At 73.0% G+C, this 19,228-nt stretch carries 21 protein-coding genes; 13 read left to right on the forward strand and 8 right to left on the reverse strand.

What is annotated here, in order from left to right:
- Nucleotide 1 precedes the first annotated feature (1 nt).
- On the forward strand, nt 2-1,147 hold the full coding sequence (locus ASD19_RS06050) for a cysteine desulfurase family protein (protein WP_055989772.1): 1,146 nt from the start codon (nt 2-4) through the stop codon (nt 1,145-1,147).
- Between the two features lie 155 nt (nt 1,148-1,302).
- Nucleotides 1,303-2,193 (forward strand): glycosyltransferase family 2 protein, encoded by an 891-nt coding sequence (locus tag ASD19_RS06055; RefSeq protein ID WP_235562983.1) that lies wholly within the window; start codon nt 1,303-1,305, stop codon nt 2,191-2,193.
- A gap of 1 nt (nt 2,194) precedes the next feature.
- On the opposite strand, the gene ASD19_RS06060 is transcribed toward ASD19_RS06055, so the two are convergent.
- Entirely contained in the window at nt 2,195-4,213 is a 2,019-nt protein-coding gene (locus ASD19_RS06060) for an ABC transporter ATP-binding protein (RefSeq protein WP_442922523.1), read from the reverse strand.
- Nucleotides 4,214-4,450: 237 nt separating this feature from the next.
- Between ASD19_RS06060 and ASD19_RS06065 the strand changes: the two genes are divergently transcribed.
- Complete coding sequence (locus tag ASD19_RS06065) at nt 4,451-5,938, forward strand: MDR family MFS transporter (protein WP_055989775.1); 1,488 nt, start codon at nt 4,451-4,453, stop codon at nt 5,936-5,938.
- A 37-nt stretch (nt 5,939-5,975) separates the two neighbouring features.
- Here the strand turns inward: ASD19_RS06065 and ASD19_RS14325 are convergent, their stop codons facing one another.
- Nucleotides 5,976-6,140: a hypothetical protein gene (locus tag ASD19_RS14325; protein ID WP_156377123.1), complete on the reverse strand. Its 165-nt coding sequence runs from the start codon at nt 6,138-6,140 to the stop codon at nt 5,976-5,978.
- Nucleotides 6,141-6,183: 43 nt separating this feature from the next.
- On the reverse strand, nt 6,184-6,927 hold the full coding sequence (locus ASD19_RS06070; RefSeq protein ID WP_082543017.1) for a DeoR/GlpR family DNA-binding transcription regulator: 744 nt from the start codon (nt 6,925-6,927) through the stop codon (nt 6,184-6,186).
- On the opposite strand from ASD19_RS06070, the gene ASD19_RS06075 reads away from it, so the two are divergent.
- The 3 genes from ASD19_RS06075 (at nt 6,866) to ASD19_RS06085 (ending at nt 9,334) form a co-directional block, all read left to right on the forward strand.
- Nucleotides 6,866-8,038: an MFS transporter gene (locus tag ASD19_RS06075; protein ID WP_082543018.1), complete on the forward strand. Its 1,173-nt coding sequence runs from the start codon at nt 6,866-6,868 to the stop codon at nt 8,036-8,038. The genes ASD19_RS06070 and ASD19_RS06075 overlap by 62 nt on opposite strands.
- 114 nt (nt 8,039-8,152) lie before the next feature.
- Nucleotides 8,153-8,569 carry a CBS domain-containing protein gene (locus tag ASD19_RS06080; protein ID WP_055989781.1) on the forward strand — a complete coding sequence of 139 codons (417 nt, stop codon included), beginning with the start codon at nt 8,153-8,155 and terminating at the stop codon, nt 8,567-8,569.
- 63 nt (nt 8,570-8,632) lie between these two features.
- Nucleotides 8,633-9,334 (forward strand): SGNH/GDSL hydrolase family protein, encoded by a 702-nt coding sequence (locus ASD19_RS06085; RefSeq protein ID WP_055989784.1) that lies wholly within the window; start codon nt 8,633-8,635, stop codon nt 9,332-9,334.
- A gap of 25 nt (nt 9,335-9,359) precedes the next feature.
- Here the strand turns inward: ASD19_RS06085 and ASD19_RS06090 are convergent, their stop codons facing one another.
- Complete coding sequence (locus ASD19_RS06090; RefSeq protein WP_055989787.1) at nt 9,360-10,358, reverse strand: magnesium and cobalt transport protein CorA; 999 nt, start codon at nt 10,356-10,358, stop codon at nt 9,360-9,362.
- 157 nt (nt 10,359-10,515) lie between these two features.
- Here ASD19_RS06090 and ASD19_RS06095 point away from each other — a divergent pair, with 157 nt between their 5' ends.
- Both ASD19_RS06095 and ASD19_RS06100 read left to right on the forward strand, forming a co-directional pair.
- On the forward strand, nt 10,516-10,878 hold the full coding sequence (locus tag ASD19_RS06095) for a nuclear transport factor 2 family protein (protein ID WP_055989790.1): 363 nt from the start codon (nt 10,516-10,518) through the stop codon (nt 10,876-10,878).
- A gap of 80 nt (nt 10,879-10,958) precedes the next feature.
- Entirely contained in the window at nt 10,959-12,845 is a 1,887-nt protein-coding gene (locus ASD19_RS06100) for a penicillin-binding transpeptidase domain-containing protein (RefSeq protein ID WP_055989793.1), read from the forward strand.
- A 77-nt stretch (nt 12,846-12,922) separates the two neighbouring features.
- Here ASD19_RS06100 and ASD19_RS06105 read toward each other — a convergent pair whose 3' ends face one another.
- Entirely contained in the window at nt 12,923-13,147 is a 225-nt protein-coding gene (locus ASD19_RS06105; RefSeq protein WP_055989796.1) for a hypothetical protein, read from the reverse strand.
- A 168-nt stretch (nt 13,148-13,315) separates the two neighbouring features.
- Here ASD19_RS06105 and ASD19_RS06110 point away from each other — a divergent pair, with 168 nt between their 5' ends.
- Nucleotides 13,316-15,130 carry a PTS transporter subunit IIC gene (locus ASD19_RS06110; RefSeq protein WP_156377124.1) on the forward strand — a complete coding sequence of 605 codons (1,815 nt, stop codon included), beginning with the start codon at nt 13,316-13,318 and terminating at the stop codon, nt 15,128-15,130.
- A complete protein-coding gene (locus ASD19_RS06115) occupies nt 15,130-15,822 on the forward strand; it encodes a sugar isomerase domain-containing protein (RefSeq protein WP_055989798.1) in 693 nt (230 codons plus the stop codon). Before ASD19_RS06110 ends, ASD19_RS06115 begins: the two co-directional genes overlap by 1 nt.
- On the opposite strand, the gene ASD19_RS06120 is transcribed toward ASD19_RS06115, so the two are convergent.
- A complete protein-coding gene (locus ASD19_RS06120) occupies nt 15,773-16,519 on the reverse strand; it encodes a GntR family transcriptional regulator (protein WP_055989801.1) in 747 nt (248 codons plus the stop codon). The two genes, ASD19_RS06115 and ASD19_RS06120, sit on opposite strands and share 50 nt — an antisense overlap.
- Before the next feature lie 116 nt (nt 16,520-16,635).
- On the opposite strand from ASD19_RS06120, the gene ASD19_RS06125 reads away from it, so the two are divergent.
- Complete coding sequence (locus tag ASD19_RS06125) at nt 16,636-17,052, forward strand: pyridoxamine 5'-phosphate oxidase family protein (RefSeq protein WP_055989803.1); 417 nt, start codon at nt 16,636-16,638, stop codon at nt 17,050-17,052.
- 27 nt (nt 17,053-17,079) lie between these two features.
- Here ASD19_RS06125 and ASD19_RS06130 read toward each other — a convergent pair whose 3' ends face one another.
- On the reverse strand, nt 17,080-17,622 hold the full coding sequence (locus ASD19_RS06130; protein ID WP_055990606.1) for a dihydrofolate reductase family protein: 543 nt from the start codon (nt 17,620-17,622) through the stop codon (nt 17,080-17,082).
- A gap of 74 nt (nt 17,623-17,696) precedes the next feature.
- Here ASD19_RS06130 and ASD19_RS06135 point away from each other — a divergent pair, with 74 nt between their 5' ends.
- Together ASD19_RS06135 and ASD19_RS06140 are read left to right on the forward strand one after the other, a co-directional pair.
- Nucleotides 17,697-17,990, forward strand: a complete 294-nt coding sequence (locus tag ASD19_RS06135; RefSeq protein WP_055989806.1) for a DUF1905 domain-containing protein — start codon at nt 17,697-17,699, stop codon at nt 17,988-17,990.
- Between the two features lie 110 nt (nt 17,991-18,100).
- Entirely contained in the window at nt 18,101-18,532 is a 432-nt protein-coding gene (locus tag ASD19_RS06140) for a CHRD domain-containing protein (protein ID WP_055989809.1), read from the forward strand.
- 101 nt (nt 18,533-18,633) lie between these two features.
- Here ASD19_RS06140 and ASD19_RS06145 read toward each other — a convergent pair whose 3' ends face one another.
- The gene (locus ASD19_RS06145; protein ID WP_055989812.1) at nt 18,634-19,095 is read right to left on the reverse strand and encodes a hypothetical protein; all 462 of its coding nucleotides are present in this window, start codon (nt 19,093-19,095) and stop codon (nt 18,634-18,636) included.
- Nucleotides 19,096-19,228: the final 133 nt, after the last annotated feature.

The raw sequence follows: 19,228 nt of genomic DNA on the forward strand, positions 1-19,228 counted from the left end.
CATGCCGCACCTCGACGCCCTGTACCTGGACCACGCGGCCACCACGCCCGTGCGGCGCGAGGTGCTCGAGGCCATGGCGCCGTACCTCACGGACGAATTCGGGAACCCGTCCAGCCACCACACGGTCGGCGAGCGTGGCGCAGCCGCCCTCGACGACGCCCGCGCGCGCGTCGCCCGCGTGCTCGGCATGCGCCGCGGCGACATCGTCTTCACGTCGGGCGGGACGGAGGCCAACAACCTCGCGGTGAAGGGCGTCGCGATCGCCGCGATGCTCGACCGCGGGGCCCGCCACATCGTCACGTCCCCGATCGAGCACGAGTCGATCCTGGCCTCCGCCGAGCACCTGCGCCGCGTGCACGGCTTCCAGGTCGCGCACGTGCCCGTGGACGGCGACGGCCTGGTGGATCCGGACGCGCTGGCCGGGGCCGTCCGAGACGACACGGCGCTCGTGACGGTCGCGCTCGCGAACAACGAGGTCGGCACGGTCCAGGACCTCCCGGCGCTGCGCGCCGCCGCGCCCGGGACGGTCTTCCACACCGACGCGGTGCAGGCGGCCGGGTGGCTGCCCCTGGCCGGGCTGCCGGTGGACGCGCTCACGATCGCCGGTCACAAGCTGGGCGCCCCCAAGGGCACCGGCCTGCTGGCCGTCCGGGGCCGGATCCCGCTCGAGCCGCTGCTGCACGGCGGCGGGCAGGAACGCGGCCGCCGCAGCGGCACGGAGTCGGTCGCGGGGGCCGTCGCGCTGGCCACGGCGCTCGAGCTCGCCGAGGCCGAGCGCACGGCGGACGCCGCCCGCGTCGCGGCCCTGCGCGACGAGCTGGTGGCCCGCGTGCTCGACCTCGTGCCGTCCGCGCGACTCACCGGCCATCCGGTCCGCCGTCTTCCCGGCACCGCGAGCTTCACGTTCGCGGGCACGAGCGGCGAGGCCGTCCTGCTCGAGCTCGAGCGCCGCGGCGTCGTGTCGTCGAGCGGCTCGGCGTGCGCGGCGGGCAGCTCGGACCCCTCGCACGTGCTGCTCGCTATGGGCGTGGATCCCGAGGTCGCGCAGACCGCCGTGCGGATCACCCTCGCGCATTCGCACCGGGCGCCGCTCGGCCCGGTCGCCGAGGCGATCGCCGCGTCCGTCGCCGCCGTGCGCGGATCCTGATCCGGCCCTGGACCGAGGAGATCTACCGGATCCCGGAGCTTCCGGCCGGGATTCCTCCTGAGCCGTGCAGATCTCCTCTCCTGGCGTCGCCGCGCCCGTCCGCAGCTCGGCTCCCCGCCCGCCCCGCGCGCGCCGCGCGGCCGTAGGATCGCGACGTGACCTCCGACCCGCTGATCACCGTCATCGTGCCCGGGTGGGACGTCGCGCTCTACGCCGCCGAGGCGCTCGCGTCGCTGCAGGCGCAGACCCTGGACGCGTGGCGCGCCGTCCTGGTCGACGACGGCTCGACGGATGAGACGGGCGCCGTCTTCGCGCGGTTCGCGGGGCGCGACGAGCGGTTCCGGCTCGCGCCGCATCCGTCCCGGCGCGGTCTCGGGGCGGCCCGCAACACGGGCCTCGAGCTGGTCGACACGCCCTACGTCGGGTTCCTCGACGCCGACGACGTCATGCTCCCGCGCGCCCTGGAGCTTCTCGTCGGGTCCCTCGAGCGCTCGGGCAGCGACGTCGCCGTCGGCGCCTATGCGCGCCTGCGCCCGCAGCCGGGCGGCGGGTACGCGCCCTCCCCCGTCCAGCCGTGGGTCGTGGCGTCCACGTCCCCGGCGCGCACGGGCGTGACGCTGGCCGAGCACCCCGAGGTGACGGGCAACATCGTCGCCTGGTCCAAAGCCAGCCGCGCCGAGCTGTGGGAGGGCCTGCGGTTCCCGCAGGGGCTGTACGAGGATCAGGCTGTCACGCAGGCCATGTACGCGCGCGCACGCGCGATCGACACCATCCCGGAGCCGGTGGTGCACTGGCGCGTGCGCGCCGAGGGCACGTCCATCACCCAGCACGAGGCGGACCCCGACGTGCTGGCCGCGGCGCTCGACGCCCTGCGCGACGGCGTCGACGTGCTGCGCCGCGAGGGCCCCGAGGCGGCGGTTCGGGCCCGCATCGGCCAGATCCTGCGGATGGACGTCCCCCGCCTCACGGCCATGTCCCAGGACGACGCCTCCCGCGCGCTCATCCGCGACTTCGCGGCCGAGCTGTCGGAGTCCCTCCCGGGGTGACCTAGGCCTCGGGAAGAGGCGCGGGCGACTCCAGCAGCGCGACCGGCTCGGGCGCGGCCGGCGGGCGCTCGTCGGCGGGAGGGCGGTCGGCGCGGCGCGCGCGCAGCGCGGGGTCGCGGCCCTCCTCCGATTCGGCCTCGGCCTCGAGCACGCGGTTCGCCGCGAGCTGCTCCTCGGCGAGCTCGGCGTACAGACCGCCGAGCGCCACCAGCTCGGCGTGCGTGCCGGACTCGACGATCCGACCCGCCTCGACCACGTGGATGACGTCGGCGTCGATCACGGTCGACAGGCGGTGCGCGATCGAGAGGGTCGTCCGGCCCGCCGCCGCCGTCTCGAGGGCCTCCTGCACGATGCGCTCGGACACGGTGTCGAGCGCGCTCGTCGCCTCGTCGAGCAGCAGCACCGGCGGGTCCTTGAGCAGCACGCGCGCGATCGCGATGCGCTGCTTCTCGCCGCCCGAGAGGCGGTAGCCGCGCTCGCCCACCACGGTGTCGTAGCCGTGCTCGAAGCCCGCGATGATGTGGTGGATGTTCGCCTTGCGGCACGCCTCCTCGATCTCGGCGTCGGTCGCGTCCGGCCGCGCGTAGGCGAGGTTCTCGCGGATCGTGGCGTGGAACAGATAGGTCTCCTGCGACACGATGCCCACGTGGTCGATGATCGACTCGTGCCGCAGGCGCCGCACGTCCTCTCCCGCGAAGAGCACCTGCCCCGACGACGCCTCGTACAGCCGCGGGGTCAGGTACAGCACGGTGGTCTTGCCCGCGCCGCTCGGGCCGACGAAAGCGACCTGCTGGCCCGGCTCGACCGTGAACGAGACGCCGTCGAGCGTGGGGCGCGAGTCGGGGGCCGCATCCGGGTAGCGGAACGTGACGTCGCGGAACTCGATCCGCCCGATCGGCCCGGGCGCCTCCGTCACCGGGATGGCGTCGGGCGCGTCGGTGATCGCGGGCCGCAGATCGAGGTACTCGAAGATGCGGGCGAACAGCGCCGCGGAGGTCTGGACGTCGAGCGCGACGCGCATCAGCCCGATCAGCGGCTGCAGCAGCCGCGCCTGCACGGTCGTGAAGGCCACGATCGTCCCTGCCGTCACGAGCCCCGCGTCGCCGGCCAGCAGGAACCCGCCCACCAGGTAGATCACCGCCGGGACGCTCGCCATCAGCACGTGCACCACGGCGAAGAAGCCCTGCCCGCTCATCGCCTGGCGCACCTGCAGGCGGATCTGGTTGGCGTTCTCCTCCGCGTACCGCGCCGACTCGGTGCGCTGCCGGTTGAACGACTTCGACAGCAGGATGCCCGAGACGCTCAGCGTCTCCTGCGTGATCGCGGTCAGCTCCGACAGCGACTGCTGCGTCTGCGCCGCGATCCTGGCGCGGATCTGCCCGACGCGCCGCTGCACGAGCACCAGGATCGGCATCAGCACCACCGCGATCAGCGTGAGCCGCCAGTCGATCAGGATCATCGCCACGAGCGACGCGACGACCGTGACCGTGTTGCCCAGGATGCTCGCGACCGTGTTGGTCAGGACGCCCGAGACGCCGCCCACGTCGTTCTGCAGGCGCGACTGGATGACGCCGGTCTTCGTGCGGGTGAAGAAGCCCAGCTCCATCCCCTGCAGGTGCTCGAACATCCGGACCCGGAGGTCGCCCGTGACGCGGTTGCCGACGTTCGACGTGAACCACGTCTGCGCGACGCCCACCAGGGCGCCGGCGACGTACAGCCCGACCATGAGCAGCACCAGCCGCACGAGCAGCGGCAGCTGGACCGGGCCGCCGTCGGTCGGGAAGAGCGCGTCGTCGAAGATGCGCTGGATGACCAGCGGAGGGATCGCGCCGATGGCCGCGCCCAGCACGACCAGGCCCATCGTGACCGCGATGCGCGCCCGGTAGGGCCGGAAGAGGGCGAACACGCGGCGGCGCAGATCCGGCACGCGCGGCGCCTCGGCGTTCTGCCGGCGCAGGGCGTCCTCGTCCATGCGCCCGAAGCCGCCCGGGCGATGCCCGCCGCCTCCGCGCATCGCCATGCTCATGCGGTCAGCCTAATGACGGCCGCCGACGCACCGGCCGGTCTGGGACGCTCTGGTGACGCCCCGGAGAATTCTCTCGCCAGGCGGGAATGGGATGTCCGACCCCGCGGTTACGCTTGAGAGTCCGGCGGCCCTCGCGTGGTTCACCCCCTCGCGGCCGCCCGTCCGAGCCTTCGCTCGCCGCCCCGGCCGCCGACACGCGGGGATGATCCGTCCTTTCCGCCGAGGAGCACGATGACCGCCACCGAGACCGCCCCGAGCACCGGATCGATCCCCCGCCAGCCCGAGGTGGACCCGAAGGGCATGCGGGTCATCTGGCTGCTGCTGATCGCGGCGTTCGTCGCGATCCTCAACGAGACCACGATGAGCATCGCGATCCCGCACCTGAACGTCGATCTCGGCGTCCCGCCCGAGCTGGGCCAGTGGCTGACGAGCGCGTTCATGCTCACCATGGCCGTGGTCATCCCGACCACGGGCTTCCTGCTCCAGCGGCTGACCACCCGGCAGGCGTTCCTGCTCGCGATGTCGCTGTTCACGGCGGGCACGCTGATCTGCATGGTCGCGCCCGGGTTCTCGATGCTGCTGATCGGCCGGATCGTGCAGGCGGCCGGCACCGCGATCGCCATGCCGCTGCTCATGACGACCGTCATGCGCGTCGTGCCGGCGCACGCGCGCGGCCGCATCATGGGCCGCGTCGGCATCGTCATCTCGCTGGCCCCCGCGATCGGCCCCACCCTCGCGGGCGTCCTGCTCGACGTGGCGAGCTGGCGCTGGATCTTCGGCGTCGTGCTGCCCATCGCGGTCGTCGCGCTGGCGATCGGCGCGAAGCTCCTCACCAACCTCGGCGAGACCTCGAAGGCGCCGCTCGACGTGCTCTCGGTCGTGCTCTCGGCCATCGCGTTCGGCGGCATCGTGTTCGGGCTGAGCCAGATGGGCGGCGGCTCGCACGGCGGCGCCTCGGCGCTGCCCGCCGGGACGGCGGGCGGGATCATCGCGGCCTCGGTCGTCGTGCTCGCGCTGTTCATCTGGCGCCAGCTGCGGCTGCAGCGCGTCGACGACGCGCTCCTCGACCTGCGGGTGTTCCTGTCGCGCAACTTCACGATGGCGATCGTCGTGATGGGCATCCTGTCGCTCGCGATGTTCGGCACGTTCACGGCCCTGCCGCTGTACATGCAGGACGTCGCGGGCCTGACCGCCACGGAGGCGGGCCTGGTCGTGCTTCCCGGCGCCGTCACGATGGGTCTGCTCGGACCGGTCATCGGCCGCATCTACGACGCGCGGGGCGCGCGCATCCTGCTGATCCCGGGCACGATCCTGGTGGCCGGCGTGATGGTGTTCTACGCGACGCTCACCGAGTCGACCCCCGTGTTCGCCCTCGTGATCGCGCAGATCACGATGTCGATCGGCATGGCCATGTCGTTCACGCCGCTGTTCTCCGCCTCGCTCGGCTCGCTGCAGCCGCGGCTCTACTCGCACGGCTCCGCGGTGCTGAACACGCTTCAGCAGGTCGCGGGCGCGGCGGGCGTCGCGGTGCTCATCACGACCATGGCGTCGGTGGCGGCCTCGCGCGAGGCGGCGGGCGTGGCCGAGCTCGCCGCTGGGGCGGCGGGGGCGCGCGCGGCGTTCCTGTTCTCGGCGATCGTGGCGATCATCGCGGTGGGCGCGGCGTTCTTCGTGCGCAAGCCCGCGGACCAGCCCGGCGAGCTCGCGGCCGGCCACTGAGCCGGACGGCTGGGCCCGGACCGCTGAGCCGCGGCGGTCAGTCCGGCAGGCGGCAGACGCCGTCGACGCACAGGCCGGCGGCGTCCTCGCCCAGCGGCACGAGCGGCAGGGCGGCGAGGGACAGGAGCTCCGCCGCCCCGGCCTCGGCTCGCGCCTGAGGCGCGGCGGCAGGGGCGACGGCGTCGTCTTCGGGCGAACTCACGCCCGCCATCGTACGCCCGCCGCGCAGCGGCGTGGGCCGCGGCTCAGGGGCTCTCGGGCACGGGCACGGTGACCACCTCGACGCCGCGGTCGCGCAGGAGATGCACCACGTCCGCGGGCGCGTCCTGCGTGGTCACGACCGTGTCCAGGTCGGCGAGCGCCCCGAAACGGTGCGCCGCCGTGCGGGTGAACTTGTCGGCGGTCGCGACGAGCACGACGCGGCGCGCCGTCTCGAGGAGCGCCCGCTTGACCTGCGCGTCGCCCCATCCGGCGACCGTCAGCCCCGCCTCCGGATCGGCTGCGCAAGCCCCGAGCACGGCGACGTCGAATCGCATGGCCCGGACCGCCTCCGCGGCGCCCGGACCGTGGAACGACAGATCGTCCTGCGCGACCGGTCCGCCCGGCACGATCACCTCGACGCCGGCACGGCGCGCGAGCGCGGCTGCCGCGTGCAGGGAGAGCGCCATCGCGCTCAGGTCGCGCCCGGCGAGCCGGTCAGCCACGGCCAGCGCGGTCGTGCCGTTGTCGATCGCGACCGTCGCGCGCTCCGGGACGAGCTGCGCCGCCGCCTCCGCGAGGGCCTGCTTGGCGGCCCGATCCGAGCCCGCGCGCACGTCGAACGGATAGGGCGAGCCCCGCCGCGGCGCCGGCTCCGCGCCGCCCCGGATGCGGCGGATCGCACCGTACTCCTCCAGCTCGCGCAGGTCGAGCGTGATCTCCTCTCGAATGCCCTCCTCCCGCCGGCAGGTCGCGGGCGCCGGCCTGCTGTTCGCCGGCAACGGCGCCACGTTCGCCGCCCTGCTCCCCTGGTATCCGCTGCTGACCCGCGAGCTCCGCCTGGGCCCGGCCGAGTTCGGCCTCATCGTGGCGTGCTTCGCGGTCGGCGCCATCCTGTCGTCGACTCTGCCGGCCCCGCTGATCCGCCGCTTCGGCCCGCTGCCGGTGTGCGTCGCCCTGACGTCGGTGCTGGCCGCTGCCGTGGCCGCGGCCGCCTGGGCGCCGACGGGAGCGCTCCTGGCCCTCTGCCTGTTCGCGGCGGGCTTCGCGGACGCCGTGGTCGACGTCGCGCAGAACGTCGTGGGCCTCCGGGCCCAGACGCGTGCCGGCCGACCGGTCCTCTCCTCGATGCACGCGCTGTGGAGCCTGGGCGGCGTCGCCGGCGGGGCGGTCGCGACCGCGGCCGCCGCCTCGGGCGTCGACATGTGGGTGCACCTCGTGCCGGCCGGGGTCGTCGGCGTGGTCGCGGTCGGCGTCGGCCCATGGCTGGTCGGCCCGATGGACGCGCCGAGCGGCGAGGCCCCGCCGCACGCCGACCGCCGCCTGCGACGATGGGCTCCCGTGCTGCGCGCCGTGCTGCCGCTGGTCGTCATCGCGGTCGCGGGCACGATGCTCGAGGACGTCGCGAACAACTGGGCGGCGCTGTCGGCGGTCGAGCTCGGCGGCGTGGAGGCGGGCGCGGCAGGCATCGCCTTCACGGTCGTGATCGGGAGCCAGTGCATCGGCAGGTTCACGGGGGATGCGCTCATCCACCGATTCGGAAGGGCGGCGGTCGCGCGCTCGGGCGGCGCCCTCGTCGCCGCGGGCGGCCTGGGGATCGTCAGCGGTCAGTCCGGGCTGTTCTTCGCGGGCCTGGCGGCCGTCGGCCTCGGCTGCGCGACGCTCGTCCCCAGCGCGCTCACGGCGGCCTCGCGTGTCCCCGGACTCGCGGAGGGCACGGGCGTGATGATCGTGAGCTGGCTCATGCGGCTGGGCTTCCTCGGCACGAGCCCCCTCGTGGGCGCGATCGCCGACGGGGCCGGGCTGCGCGCCGCGATGCTGGTGCTGATGCTCACGGGCGTCGCGGTCCTGCTGCTCGGCCGGCACCTGGGCGGCGGGGACGAGGCGCCGCCCGCGCCGTAGGGTTACGCCCCCGCCGCGCCGCTGTCAAGGCGGAGGCGCATCCTGCCGGCCCCTCCTAGCGTCGACTGCACGCCCGGATCATCCGGGACCACCGCACGAGAGAGGACGAACGCCATGACCACCGCACGCGACATCATGACCCCCGACCCCCGCTGCATCGGCGAGAACGACACGCTCGTGGACGCGGCGATGCTGCTGGCGGACCTCGACGTGGGTGCGCTGCCGATCTGCGGCGAGGACGGCAGGCTGAAGGGCATGCTCACCGACCGCGACATCGTCGTGAAGTGCCTCGCGAAGGGCGGGGACCCCCGCACGGACACGGCGGGCTCGCTCGGCGAGGGAACGCCGGTCTGGGTGGATGCGGGCGCCGACGTCCGCGACGCGCTCACGCTCATGGAGCAGCACCAGGTGCGCCGCCTGCCGGTGATCGAGGACCACCAGCTGGTCGGCATCATCAGCCAGGCCGATGTGGCACGCAATCTCGAGGCGACCGAGACGGGCGAGACCGTCGAGCAGATCTCCGAGGAGTGACCGCGCGGGGTGCGGGCGGCGGCGTCCAGGGTCCGGGCAGGATCGGCGCGCCAGACTGAGCGGATGCGTCATCGCCGGATCCTCGCCGCCGTCCTCGCGGCGAGCGCTCTCGCCGCGGGCGGCGCGGTGGCTGCCGTGTCGCTGACGCGCGCGGAGGACGCTCCCCCGGGCTGCGACGACATCCGCGCATACCAGCAGCGCTTCGGCGAGATCGAGCGCCTGGGAGCGGGCGACCGCGAGCTCACCGTGCTGGGCGACTCCTACTCGGCCGGGGACTCGCTGCGCGATCGCGGCCGCCGCTGGACCGACGCGCTGCCCGCGCTCGAGCCCGGTCTGACGGTCGAGCTGGACGCGATCGCGTTCACGGGCTACGTGAACACCGGCGGGTGCGGCCCGAACTCGTTCCGCGACCGCATCGACCGCGCGGTCGCCGAGGTGGATCGGACCCTGGTGATCCAGGGCGGGCTCAACGACGTCTACGCCCAGCCGGCCACGCTCGAGCGGGCGGCCTCGGCCGTGCTCGACGCCGCCCGGGCGGTGGATCGCGTGGTGGTCGTCGGCCCCGTGGACGTGCCGGGGCGCGAGGGAGAGGCCGCCGTGGACGGCGTCCTGGCCGACGCGGCGGAGGCCCGCGGCCTGGCGTACGTGTCGACCCTCGACTGGGACCTGCCTGTGGGCCCCGACCGCGTCCATCTCACCGCGGAGGGGCACCGCGCCTACGCCGAGCGTCTCCGCGACGCCCTCGTCGTGGCCGGCGCGCTCTGAGGCGCGAGCACGGCCCCGCGCGCCGTCACATCCACTTGCGCCACTTGAACACCGTGTACAGCCCCACGGCGGTCACGGTCATGAGCGCGAGAGCCATAGGGTAGCCCCACACCCATTCCAGTTCGGGCATGTGCCGGAAGTTCATGCCGTAGACGCCCGCCACGATGCTCGGGCCGAACAGGATGGCCGCCCATCCCGAGATCCGCTTCACCTGCTCGTTCTGCGCGAGCGCGGTCTCGGTCTGCCGGCGCGTGACGAGCGTCGAGTTCACCGTCAGCGCGTTGTCCAGGATCGCCCGGTACGACGCCAGCCGGTGCGCGATCCGGATGGTGTGGTCCAGCACGTCGCGCAGCGACCGCTGCAGTTCGATGTCTACCCCGTACCGGTCGGCGCCGCGCAGGAGCGACTCCAGCATGGTGCTGAGCGGATCGACCGCTCGCTGGAAGCCGATCACCTCGCGCGAGAGCTCGTAGATCCGGCGGGACAGCTCGGCGCCGTCGTCGCTGAAGAGCAGGTCCTCGATCTCGTCGATGTCGTTCTGCAGGCCGCCCGCGACCGGCTCGTACTCGTCGACCACCTCGTCGAGGATCGCGTACAGCACGGCCTCCGGGCCCAGCGCGAGCAGGTCGGGGACGGCCTCCATGCGCTTGCGCACGCGGGCGAGGTCCGGCGACTCGGCATGCCGGATGGTGACCACGAAGTCCGGGCCCACGAACACGTGCAGCTCGCCGAGCTCGACGGTCTCCCGCGACTCGACGTACCGCGCCGGCAGCAGCACCGCGAACAGCGTGTCGCCGTACCGCTCGAGCTTCGCGCGCTGGTGCCCCGACAGCGCGTCCTCGACCGCGAGCGGGTGCAGCGAGAACTCCTGCGCGACCTTCTGGATCTCCTCCGTCGTCGGCCGGAAGAGGCCGATCCACGCCATGCCGTTCCGGTCCCGCATGTGCTCGAAGGTGTCCTCGAGGCTGGCGGGGTTCTCGATGCGACGTCCGGCGACGTACACGGCGTTGTCGATGATGGGCACTCGCCCATTGTCCCCGCGCCCGTCGCCGCGTCCCGGAGGCGCGCGCCGGCCAGGGCCGACGTGCGCAGCACGGCCGCTCCCCTGTCCCGTCCGGGCCCGCGGTGGGATCATCGAGGAGCGGCGCGCCGGCCCCGCACGGATCGAAGGAGATCGACGCATGTCACGCGCACAGGAATGGCTGGACAGCTACCTCCGGGCCTGGAAGTCGAAGGACGAGTCGGATGTCCGGGCGATCTTCACGGACGACGCCGAGTACTGGTTCCGCCCGAACGACGCCGAGCCGGTGCGCGGCATCGACGCGATCGTCGAGATGTGGGCCGGCGACGAGCCGGTCGAGCCCGAGTACGCGTTCGAGGTCCTGATCGAGGACGAGCGGCTGGGCATCATCAAGGGACATGTGGACTATCCCGGCCACCAGCACTACACCAACCTCTGGGAGGTCTACTTCGCTCCCGACGGCCGCGCGCAGCGGTTCGTGGAGTGGTTCATGACCCCGCGCAAGCGCGCCGACAACCTCTGAGGTGCCCGGGCCCCGGGCCGCTGCCATCCTCCGTCATGGCAGTATGGCGGAGCACCCACGGCTCGCTCGGAAGGACGCCCATGCCCCTCTCGCCCCGCCGCGCCGCCGCCGTGATGCTCCTCCCGCTCCTGCTGCCTCTCGCGGCGTGCACGGACGCCGGCGGGGACGCCGCGCGCGCCGCGGCCGCGGACCTCGCCGAGGCCCTGTCGGCGCACTCGCTCGACGACGTCGGGCTCACCGAGCCGGACGCCGCCGCCGCGTTCGCCCAGCAGGTCGAGCCGCTCTCCGACTACGACGTCGAGGTCGTCGCGGACGAGCTGGAACGCGACGGATCAGAGGCCGCCGTCCCCCTGCACTGGACGTGGACCATCGAGGGCCGCGAGTGGACCTACGACACGACCGCCCGGCTCGTCGAACGCGAGCAGGAGTGGGTCGTCGACTGGTCGCCGTCGACCTTCCTCCCCGAGCTCGCCCCGGACGAGCGGATCGAGATCCGCCGCGAGCACGGCCCCCGCGCCGATGTGGTGGACGCCGCCGGCGAGCCCATCGTCACGATGCGCCCCGTGGGCCGGTACGGCCTCGACAAGGCCAACACCCCCGCCGAGGAGGTGGGCGCCTCGGCGGAGCGGATCGCGGCCGCGGTCGGCATCGACCCGGTCGCCTTCCGTGCGGCGGCGGAGGGCGCGGGGCCCGAGGCCTTCGTCGAGGCGCTCGTGGTGCGCGAGGGCGAGGAGCAGGCTCACGTGAGCCCGGACTTCGCCGGCATCCCCGGTGCGCTGCGGGTCCCGGATCAGATCCCTCTCGCACCCACGCGCACGTTCGCGCGCGAGCTGCTCGGCTACGTCGGGGAGGCGACGGCCGAGGTCGTCGAGGCTTCCGACGGCGCGGTGCGCCCCGGCGACCAGGTCGGACTGGCCGGCCTCCTCGCGGCGCACGACGCGACGCTCCGCGGAACGCCCACGATCCATATCGACGCGGTCGACCCGGATGCGGCCCGGCGCAGCATCGCCACGTTCGAGGGCGAGCCCGCCGAGCCCCTCGCGCTGACCCTCGACCGGGCGCTCCAGACGGACGCGGAGCGCATCCTGTCGGGGCTGGGCGGCGCCGACTCCCCCGACAGCGCCATCGTCGCGATCCGCCCCTCGACCGGAGAGATCCTCGCGGCCGCGAACGGCCAGGGCAACGGCGGCGCCAACGCCGCCACGGCCGGCCAGTACGCCCCCGGCTCCACGTTCAAGCTCGTCACGGCGCTCGCGCTGCTGCGCGCGGGCGTCGCGCCGGACGACGTCCTGAGCTGCCCCGCATCCGTCACGGTCGACGGGTACACGTTCCACAACTACGACGACTACCCGGCGGGCGCGACGGGCGACATCTCGTTCCGGTCGGCGATCGCGAACTCGTGCAACACGGCGCTGATCGGCGCGCGGGACCGGATCGACGCGGACGCGCTCGCCGCCGCGGCCGAGAGCCTGGGCCTCGGGGCCGAGATCGATCTCGGATACCCCGCGTTCCTCGGGCAGGTGCCGGAGCCCACGGGCGAGACGGAGTGGGCCGCCGACCTCATCGGTCAGGGGCGCGTGCTCGCGTCGCCGCTGGCGATGGCGACGGTCGCCGCCTCCATCCAGGCCGGCCACACGGTCGTGCCGCACCTGATCGCCGAGCGGGTGGGAGAGGCCGCGCCCGCGCAGCCGCTCACGGCGGACGAGGCCGCGGCCCTGCAGGACCTGATGCGGGCTGTCGTCGCCGAGGGCTCCGCGCCGTTCCTGCAGGCGATCCCCGGAGAGCCCGTCGGCGCGAAGACCGGGACGGCGGAGTACGGCGAGCCGGATGACGCGGGCGCGTATCCGACGCACAGCTGGATGGTGGGCACACACGGCGATCTCGCCGTGGCGGTGTTCGTCGAGACCGGTGTCTCCGGAGCCGAGACCGCCGGCCCCCTCCTGCAGGCGCTGCTCGAGCGCGGCTGAGCGGCCGGGCCGCCCGGCCTGACGCGCGTCGCGCGGCCGCCGGTCCCCCGTGACCGGCGACCGAGCGACGCGCCGGCTCAGTCGGCCGAGGCGCGCGTGACCGCCTCGAGATGGCGCCTCGCCGCCTCCACGACCGACTCGAGCCCCTCCTCCCCGGACACCTTCTCCTCGCCCACCGCGTCGGAGGTCGCGTACCGGTGGACGACCTCGACGAGGTCGAGCGTGAACTGCGCACGCTCCCGCTCATCCATCGGCTTGAGCTGCTGTTCGATATCTGCCGCGAGCATCGTGTCGAGTGCCATGCCGCGACCGTACGCACGATGCGGGCGGCGATGCGAGGGGTTGCGCGCCGGACGACCCGACGCTACCGCGGCGACCGCTGCGGCGTGTAGCATGCCGGAAACAAGTGGGCTATACCATTCCCGAAAACCCCCCACCCATTGCCCACCTCCGGACACACAGGAGTGCCAATGTTCTCGTTCGAAGACCTCATCGAGGTCATCACCAACAACCTGTTCAGCCAGGTATCGGTCCTGATCGGCATCATCGCGATCATCGGCCTGGCCCTGCAGCGCAAGCCGTTCGAGCAGGTCGTCGCCGGCGGCCTGCGCGCCACGATCGGCGTCGTCGTGCTCAACATCGGCGTCGAGATCTTCGTCGGCGGCCTCGTCAGCTTCCAGGCGATCGTCGCCAGCGCGATGGGCCTCGAGCCGCCGACCTCGGACGCCACGCTGACCGGCTTCACCACCGAAGGACCCGGAACCGTCGTGCCGCTGATCATCGCAGGCGGCTTCCTGGTGCACCTCGTGTTCGTGCGCATCTTCAAGGCGGCCCGCTTCGTGTACCTCACGGGCCACCTCATGTACTGGATGAGCGTCGTGATCGCCGCCAGCCTCGTCGAGGCCTTCGGCGACGTGAACCGCTGGGTGCTCGCGGGCGTCGGCTCGCTGCTCATCGGCTGCTACTGGGTGCTCCAGCCGCTGTGGACCGCGCCGGTCATGCGCAAGGTCATGGGCAACGAGGACATCGGCCTCGCCCACACCGACTCGGTGCTCGCGGTCGCGTCGGCGTACGGTGCCAAGGCCCTGCGTCTCGGCGACCCCAAGAAGCACGACTCCGAGAACCTGAACCTGCCGCGCGCGCTGTCGTTCTTCAAGGACATCAACGTCTCGACCGCGTTCGTCATCGGCGTCATCATGCTCGTCGCGATCGCGTTCGCGGACGCCGCGGTCGTCACCGAGCAGATGGCCGGCTCGACCGTCCTGCCCGCGGTCTGGGCGCTGCTGCAGGCCCTGCGCTTCGCGGCCGGCATCGCCATCCTGCTGTTCGGCGTGCGCATGTTCCTCGCCGAGATCGTCCCCGCGTTCAAGGGCCTCTCGGAGAAGGCGCTGCCGGGCTCGAAGCCCGCGCTCGACCTCCCGGTCACGTTCACGCAGGCGCCCACGGCCGTCATCGTCGGCTTCCTCGCCTCGGCCGTCGTGTTCCTGGTCCTCATGGGCGTGTTCGCCGGCCTCGGCTGGTTCGTCCTGGTCCCGCCGATGATCATGCTCTTCTTCGGCGGCGCGGCGGGCGGCGTGTTCGGCAACGCGGTCGCCGGCTGGCGCGGTGCCGTCTTCGGCGGCGTGCTGAACGGCGTGTTCCTGGCGTTCGGCCAGTGGATCAGCTGGGGCGTGTGGAACACCACGGCTCCGGAGCTCGCGACGCTGATCGACTCCGACTGGGTCGTCGTCGGCTGGACGCTCGCCTGGCTCGGCCAGCTCCTGGCTCCCCTGGGCGCCGCGGCGCCGTGGGTCCTCGCGGTCGTCATGGTCGCCGTCACGATCGCCGTGCTGGTGCTCGCCGGTCGCCGGATGCCCGCGCAGGCCGAGCTCTCGGAGGAGACCGAGACGCACGCGGCGTTCGTCGACCCCGCCGCCGAGGCGACCATCGCGTCGACCGACGCGGTGCAGCACGGCGCCCAGCACGCGCCTGTCGCCGTGGCCACCACGGACCGCCCCGAGACGCTCACGGTGCTCGCGGTGTGCGGCGCCGGCATGGGCTCGAGCCTGATCCTGCGCACGACGACCCAGAAGGCGCTCGAGCAGATGGGCGTGCCCGCCTCGCTCGACCACGCCGACGTCGGCTCGGCGCGCGGACAGCGCCCCGACGTCGTGATCGGCCAGCCGTCGTACCTGTCCGAGGTCGGCGGGATCGCGCCGGTCGCGGTGCCGATCACGAGCTTCGTGGACGTCAAGCACGTGCGTGAGCGCCTCGAGCAGGCCCTCACGGAGAAGGGCTGGCTGTGATGGAGAGCCTCTCCGAGTACGTCGACCACGTCGGCTCGACCAATCGGGAGGCCATCGAGCAGGCGGCCGCGGCGATCGTCCGCAGCGCCGAGTCGGGCGGCCTGGTCCGCCCGACCGGCGCGGGGCACTCCCTCGCCTCGGTGCTGGAGACGTTCTTCCGGGCCGGCGGACTGGCGTTCGTGCGACCGATCTGGCACGAGCGGGTGCTGCCCTTCCACGGCGCCCGCACGGCCACGGCGGCCGAGCGCGAGGAGGGCCTGGGCGCCGCGGCGGCCGCGGCCGCCGAGATCGGCGCGGACGACACCGTGATCGTGTTCTCGAACTCGGGCGTGAACCCGTTCCCCGTCGAGGTGGCCGAGGCCGCCAAGGCGGCGGGCGCGACCGTGATCGCGGTCACGTCGCGGCGGTCGAGTGAGGCGGCGCCGAAGCGCTCCGGGCGCAAGCTGGTCGACATCGCGGACATCGTGCTCGACACGGCCGTCCCCCCGGGTGATGCCACCTGGCCGCCGGAGGCGCCGGTCACAGCGCCGGTGTCGAGCATCGCGAACAACACGCTGTGGACGCTGATCCTGCGCGAGGTGTATCAGCTCGCGCCGGACGCTCCGCGCTGGCGCAGCGCCAACATGCCGGGGAACGACGAGTTCAATCGCGGACTCGTAGAGCGCTTCGAAGCTCAGATCCCCGAACTGTGACCGGAGCGATCCGGGCGGACAGCTCGAACCGCGAGGCGGGGTAGGTCGACGTGGTCCACTCGACCACCTCGCCTCGCGAGACCGAGACGCGCACGAGCTCGAGCACGGGGGCGCCGCTCGGGATCTCCAGGATCTCGGCGTCCTCGTCCCGCACGATGCCCGCCCGGATCACCTGCTCCCCGGCCTCGAACCGCGCGCCGTAGTCCTCCGAGAGGACGCGGTACAGCGACTCGTTCTCGAAGTCGTAGCGGGCGAGGCCGGGGAACCGGTCGGCGCGCAGGCTGCTGCGCTCGATCGCCATGGGCACGCCGTCCGCCATCCGCACGCGGGCGAGCACCGTGACGGGCGTGCCCTGCTCCACCCCCAGCACCCCCGCGACCCTCGCGTCCGCAGGCCGGTCCGCCAGCTCGAGCAGGCGGCTCGACGGCACGTGACCTCGTGCGCGCATGTCGTCGGTGAAGCTCGTCAGCTGCAGCGGCACGCTGATGGTCGGGCGGGCGACAAACGTGCCGCGGCCCACCTCGCGGGTCAGCAGCCCCTCCTTGACGAGTTCATCGATCGCCCGGCGCGCGGTCATCCGCGAGACGCCCGTCTCCTCGGCGAGCTGGCGCTCACTCGGCGCCGGTGCGCCGATCGGGGCCTGTGAGACCTGCTGTCGCAGCATCTCGGCGAGTTCGCGGTACTTCGGAGCGGTCACCCCTCGATCCTCGCACCCGCAAGCCCTCCCCTGCGCGCGCGGCCGGGCCTTGGGCGCACGACCCCAGCGGTCGTACCATCGGAGCGCGCGAGCCGTCGCGCGAGCGGAGGTGCAGGGTGATCGTCACGCTGAGCGAGAAGGACTGCCGAGAGCTGCTGCGCTCCGCGACGGTCGGTCGTCTGGGCTTCGTCCGCGACGGACGGGTGGAGATCATCCCCGTGAGCTATCTGATGCACGAGGGCGACGTCGCCATCCGCACCACGACCGACGGCGTGCTCAGCGCGCTCCCCGATGCCGAGGGCCCCCTGGCCTTCGAGGTGGACTACCACGAGCCGATCGGCGGCATCGGCTGGAGCGTGCTGACGTACGGCACGCTCGCCGTGATGGCCGATGACGAGGTCGCGCGCATCCCGGACCCGGGACGCGTGGTGCCGTGGGCCGGCGGTACACGCCCGCTGCATCTGCGATTCGCGATCGAGAGCCTGTCCGGCCGTCGGGTGCGCCGCGAGCGCGAGCACGGGCGCGGCGACTGAGCCGGTCGGACGCCGTGCGGGCCGCCGTCAGCTCCGGATGCGCCGGTGCCGCTGGTAGACGATCTGACCGATGGCGCGGGACTCGACGAGCTCGAGCGCGAGCGGGCCGGCCAGGTGCGGCAGGTACGGCGTGCCGCCGCCGAGCACGATCGGATAGGTGAAGGTCCGGTACTCGTCGATCAGATCCTGCGCGGCGAGCGTGGCCGCCAGCCCGGCGCCGCCCACCGCGACGAGACCGTCCAGCCGATCGAGCTCGTCCGCGACCGGCTGGGACGCGAGCGTGGCGTTGCCCTCCACCCGCTCGAGCGTGCGCGAGAACACGACCTTAGGCAGGTTCTGCCAGATGCGCGCGAAGTCGGGCCCGCTCTCGCCGAACGTGAAGCCCTTCTCCCAGGGCAGCATGTCCTGGTACAGCCGCCGCCCGCACAGGTGGGCGTCGAGCTCGGCGGTGTGCGCCGTGCGGAACGTCATCTCCTCCTCGTCGGGCGTGGTCCAGTCGATGGACCCGTCGGGGGCAGCGATGTACCCGTCCAGCGAGACGCCGAACTCGTAGACCACGGTCCGTGCCATGCGGATCACCTCCGGCGTCAGTCTGGCGCGGCGGCCCCGAGCGGTCCAGAGGCGTCGCGAGTAGCCTCGGCCGCATGGCATGGGAGTTCGAGGCGGAGCTGATCTCGTGGCGCGGTCCGGCTCCGTTCGTGTTCGCACCCCTGCCGGTGGACGTCTCGGAGGACATAAAGCAGGCCGCGCGCGGCCTGATCTACTGGGGTCAGGTGCCGGTGATCGCCACGATCGGCGACACCGAGTTCGACACCGCGATGTGGCCGAAGGACGGCCGCTTCCTGCTCCCGATCAAGGTCGCGGTCCAGCGCGCCGAGCGGATCGACATCGGCGACGTGGTCGCCGCACGGGTGCTGCTCCCCGGTGAGATCGAGTGACCGCGATCGGGTTCTGAACCCGGACGCGGCCCGCCTCGTGTCCCGTTCACAGGGGGAGCCCGCGGCGCGCCCGCGCCGCGGTGTGGACCACAAGGAAGAGGCGTCACATCATGCACCACCTCACTCGCGCCACGCTCGCGACCGCGGTCGCGGTCCTCGCCGTCGGCGCCGGCACCGCGGCCGCCCACGCCGCACCGGCCATCCCCGTCAACAACGGACAGGAGACGACCGGCGCTGAAGGAGGCGCGCACGGCAAGTTCACCTACACGATCGACGGCGATCAGTTCTGCTACACACTCGACGTCGTCGGGCTGACGCAGCCGGCGGGCGCGGCGCACATCCACATCGGCCCGCGCGACGAGCCGGGCCCCGTGGTCATCCCGCTCGAGGTGCCGGCCGAGACCTCGTTCCAGGTCGACGACTGCACCACCGTCACCGATCCCGCGATCCTCGACGGCGTGCGCGCCAACCCGGGCGCCTATTACGTCAACGTGCACACGCCGACGTACCCCGGCGGCGAGGTGCGCGGCCAGCTGAAGTAGCCAGGGCCCGGGGCGCGACCGCCCGTCCGCTCATCCACAGCCATCGGCAGCGGCGGGTGGTCGCACTCGGCCCCGCGGACCCCGCGGACGAGCGCCTGCGCTCAGTACTCGCCCTTGATCACGAAGTACGAACCACGGATCTCGCCGGCCAGCTTGGAGCGCTGCCGAGCGAACTTGAACGCGGCGAGCTCGGTCGGGACATCCATGCCCTGCGACAGCTTGAACCCGACGGCGCGCTTCCCGCCCTCGGCGAGCGTGTACAGCACATTGATCGAGAGCCCCGACTCGTAGAACACGTAGCTCCACCGGGTGCCGTCGACCTCGAACTCCGACACCTCGAGCGGGCGCGAGGCGATCTCGATCCCGCGCTCGTCCTTGAGCACCCGCTCGATGTAGGCCATCACGTCGGGTGCCTCATCGGCGGGCGTGACCTCGAACGTGTGGTCGTACTTGTTCCTGAAGTACCGCGCCTCGTTCGCGCGCAGCCCGGCGAGCGCCTCGGCCACGGGCGACGACTCCAGCCCCTCGGTCGACACGTTCACGAAGTCGACGACGTCCGGCATCTGGCCTCCTCGAGTCGGTGATCGGGTCCACGCTAGCGCGCGAACGAGTGCGGACGAGGGAACGCGACCCACCGATCATTCCGCCCACCTTCCGCGGCCGCGCAGGCCTCGCGACTGCGCAGAACGCACGGTG

The organism is Microbacterium sp. Root53, from assembly GCF_001426925.1.
Lineage (GTDB): Bacteria > Actinomycetota > Actinomycetes > Actinomycetales > Microbacteriaceae > Microbacterium.

What these genes read in the sequence shown, in the direction of transcription:
- ASD19_RS06065 (WP_055989775.1), top strand. Translation starts at nt 4,451, where the DNA reads ATGACCGCCACCGAGACCGCCCCGAGCACCGGATCGATCCCCCGCCAG.
- ASD19_RS06140 (WP_055989809.1), top strand. Translation starts at nt 18,101, where the DNA reads ATGCACCACCTCACTCGCGCCACGCTCGCGACCGCGGTCGCGGTCCTC.
- ASD19_RS06080 (WP_055989781.1), top strand. Translation starts at nt 8,153, where the DNA reads ATGACCACCGCACGCGACATCATGACCCCCGACCCCCGCTGCATCGGC.
- ASD19_RS06075 (WP_082543018.1), top strand. Translation starts at nt 6,866, where the DNA reads ATGCCCTCCTCCCGCCGGCAGGTCGCGGGCGCCGGCCTGCTGTTCGCC.
- ASD19_RS06085 (WP_055989784.1), top strand. Translation starts at nt 8,633, where the DNA reads ATGCGTCATCGCCGGATCCTCGCCGCCGTCCTCGCGGCGAGCGCTCTC.
- ASD19_RS06105 (WP_055989796.1), bottom strand. Translation starts at nt 13,147, where the DNA reads ATGGCACTCGACACGATGCTCGCGGCAGATATCGAACAGCAGCTCAAG.
- ASD19_RS06130 (WP_055990606.1), bottom strand. Translation starts at nt 17,622, where the DNA reads ATGGCACGGACCGTGGTCTACGAGTTCGGCGTCTCGCTGGACGGGTAC.
- ASD19_RS06050 (WP_055989772.1), top strand. Translation starts at nt 2, where the DNA reads ATGCCGCACCTCGACGCCCTGTACCTGGACCACGCGGCCACCACGCCC.
- ASD19_RS06110 (WP_156377124.1), top strand. Translation starts at nt 13,316, where the DNA reads ATGTTCTCGTTCGAAGACCTCATCGAGGTCATCACCAACAACCTGTTC.
- ASD19_RS06115 (WP_055989798.1), top strand. Translation starts at nt 15,130, where the DNA reads ATGGAGAGCCTCTCCGAGTACGTCGACCACGTCGGCTCGACCAATCGG.
- ASD19_RS06145 (WP_055989812.1), bottom strand. Translation starts at nt 19,095, where the DNA reads ATGCCGGACGTCGTCGACTTCGTGAACGTGTCGACCGAGGGGCTGGAG.
- ASD19_RS06100 (WP_055989793.1), top strand. Translation starts at nt 10,959, where the DNA reads ATGCCCCTCTCGCCCCGCCGCGCCGCCGCCGTGATGCTCCTCCCGCTC.
- ASD19_RS06095 (WP_055989790.1), top strand. Translation starts at nt 10,516, where the DNA reads ATGTCACGCGCACAGGAATGGCTGGACAGCTACCTCCGGGCCTGGAAG.
- ASD19_RS06135 (WP_055989806.1), top strand. Translation starts at nt 17,697, where the DNA reads ATGGCATGGGAGTTCGAGGCGGAGCTGATCTCGTGGCGCGGTCCGGCT.
- ASD19_RS06060 (WP_442922523.1), bottom strand. Translation starts at nt 4,213, where the DNA reads ATGGCGATGCGCGGAGGCGGCGGGCATCGCCCGGGCGGCTTCGGGCGC.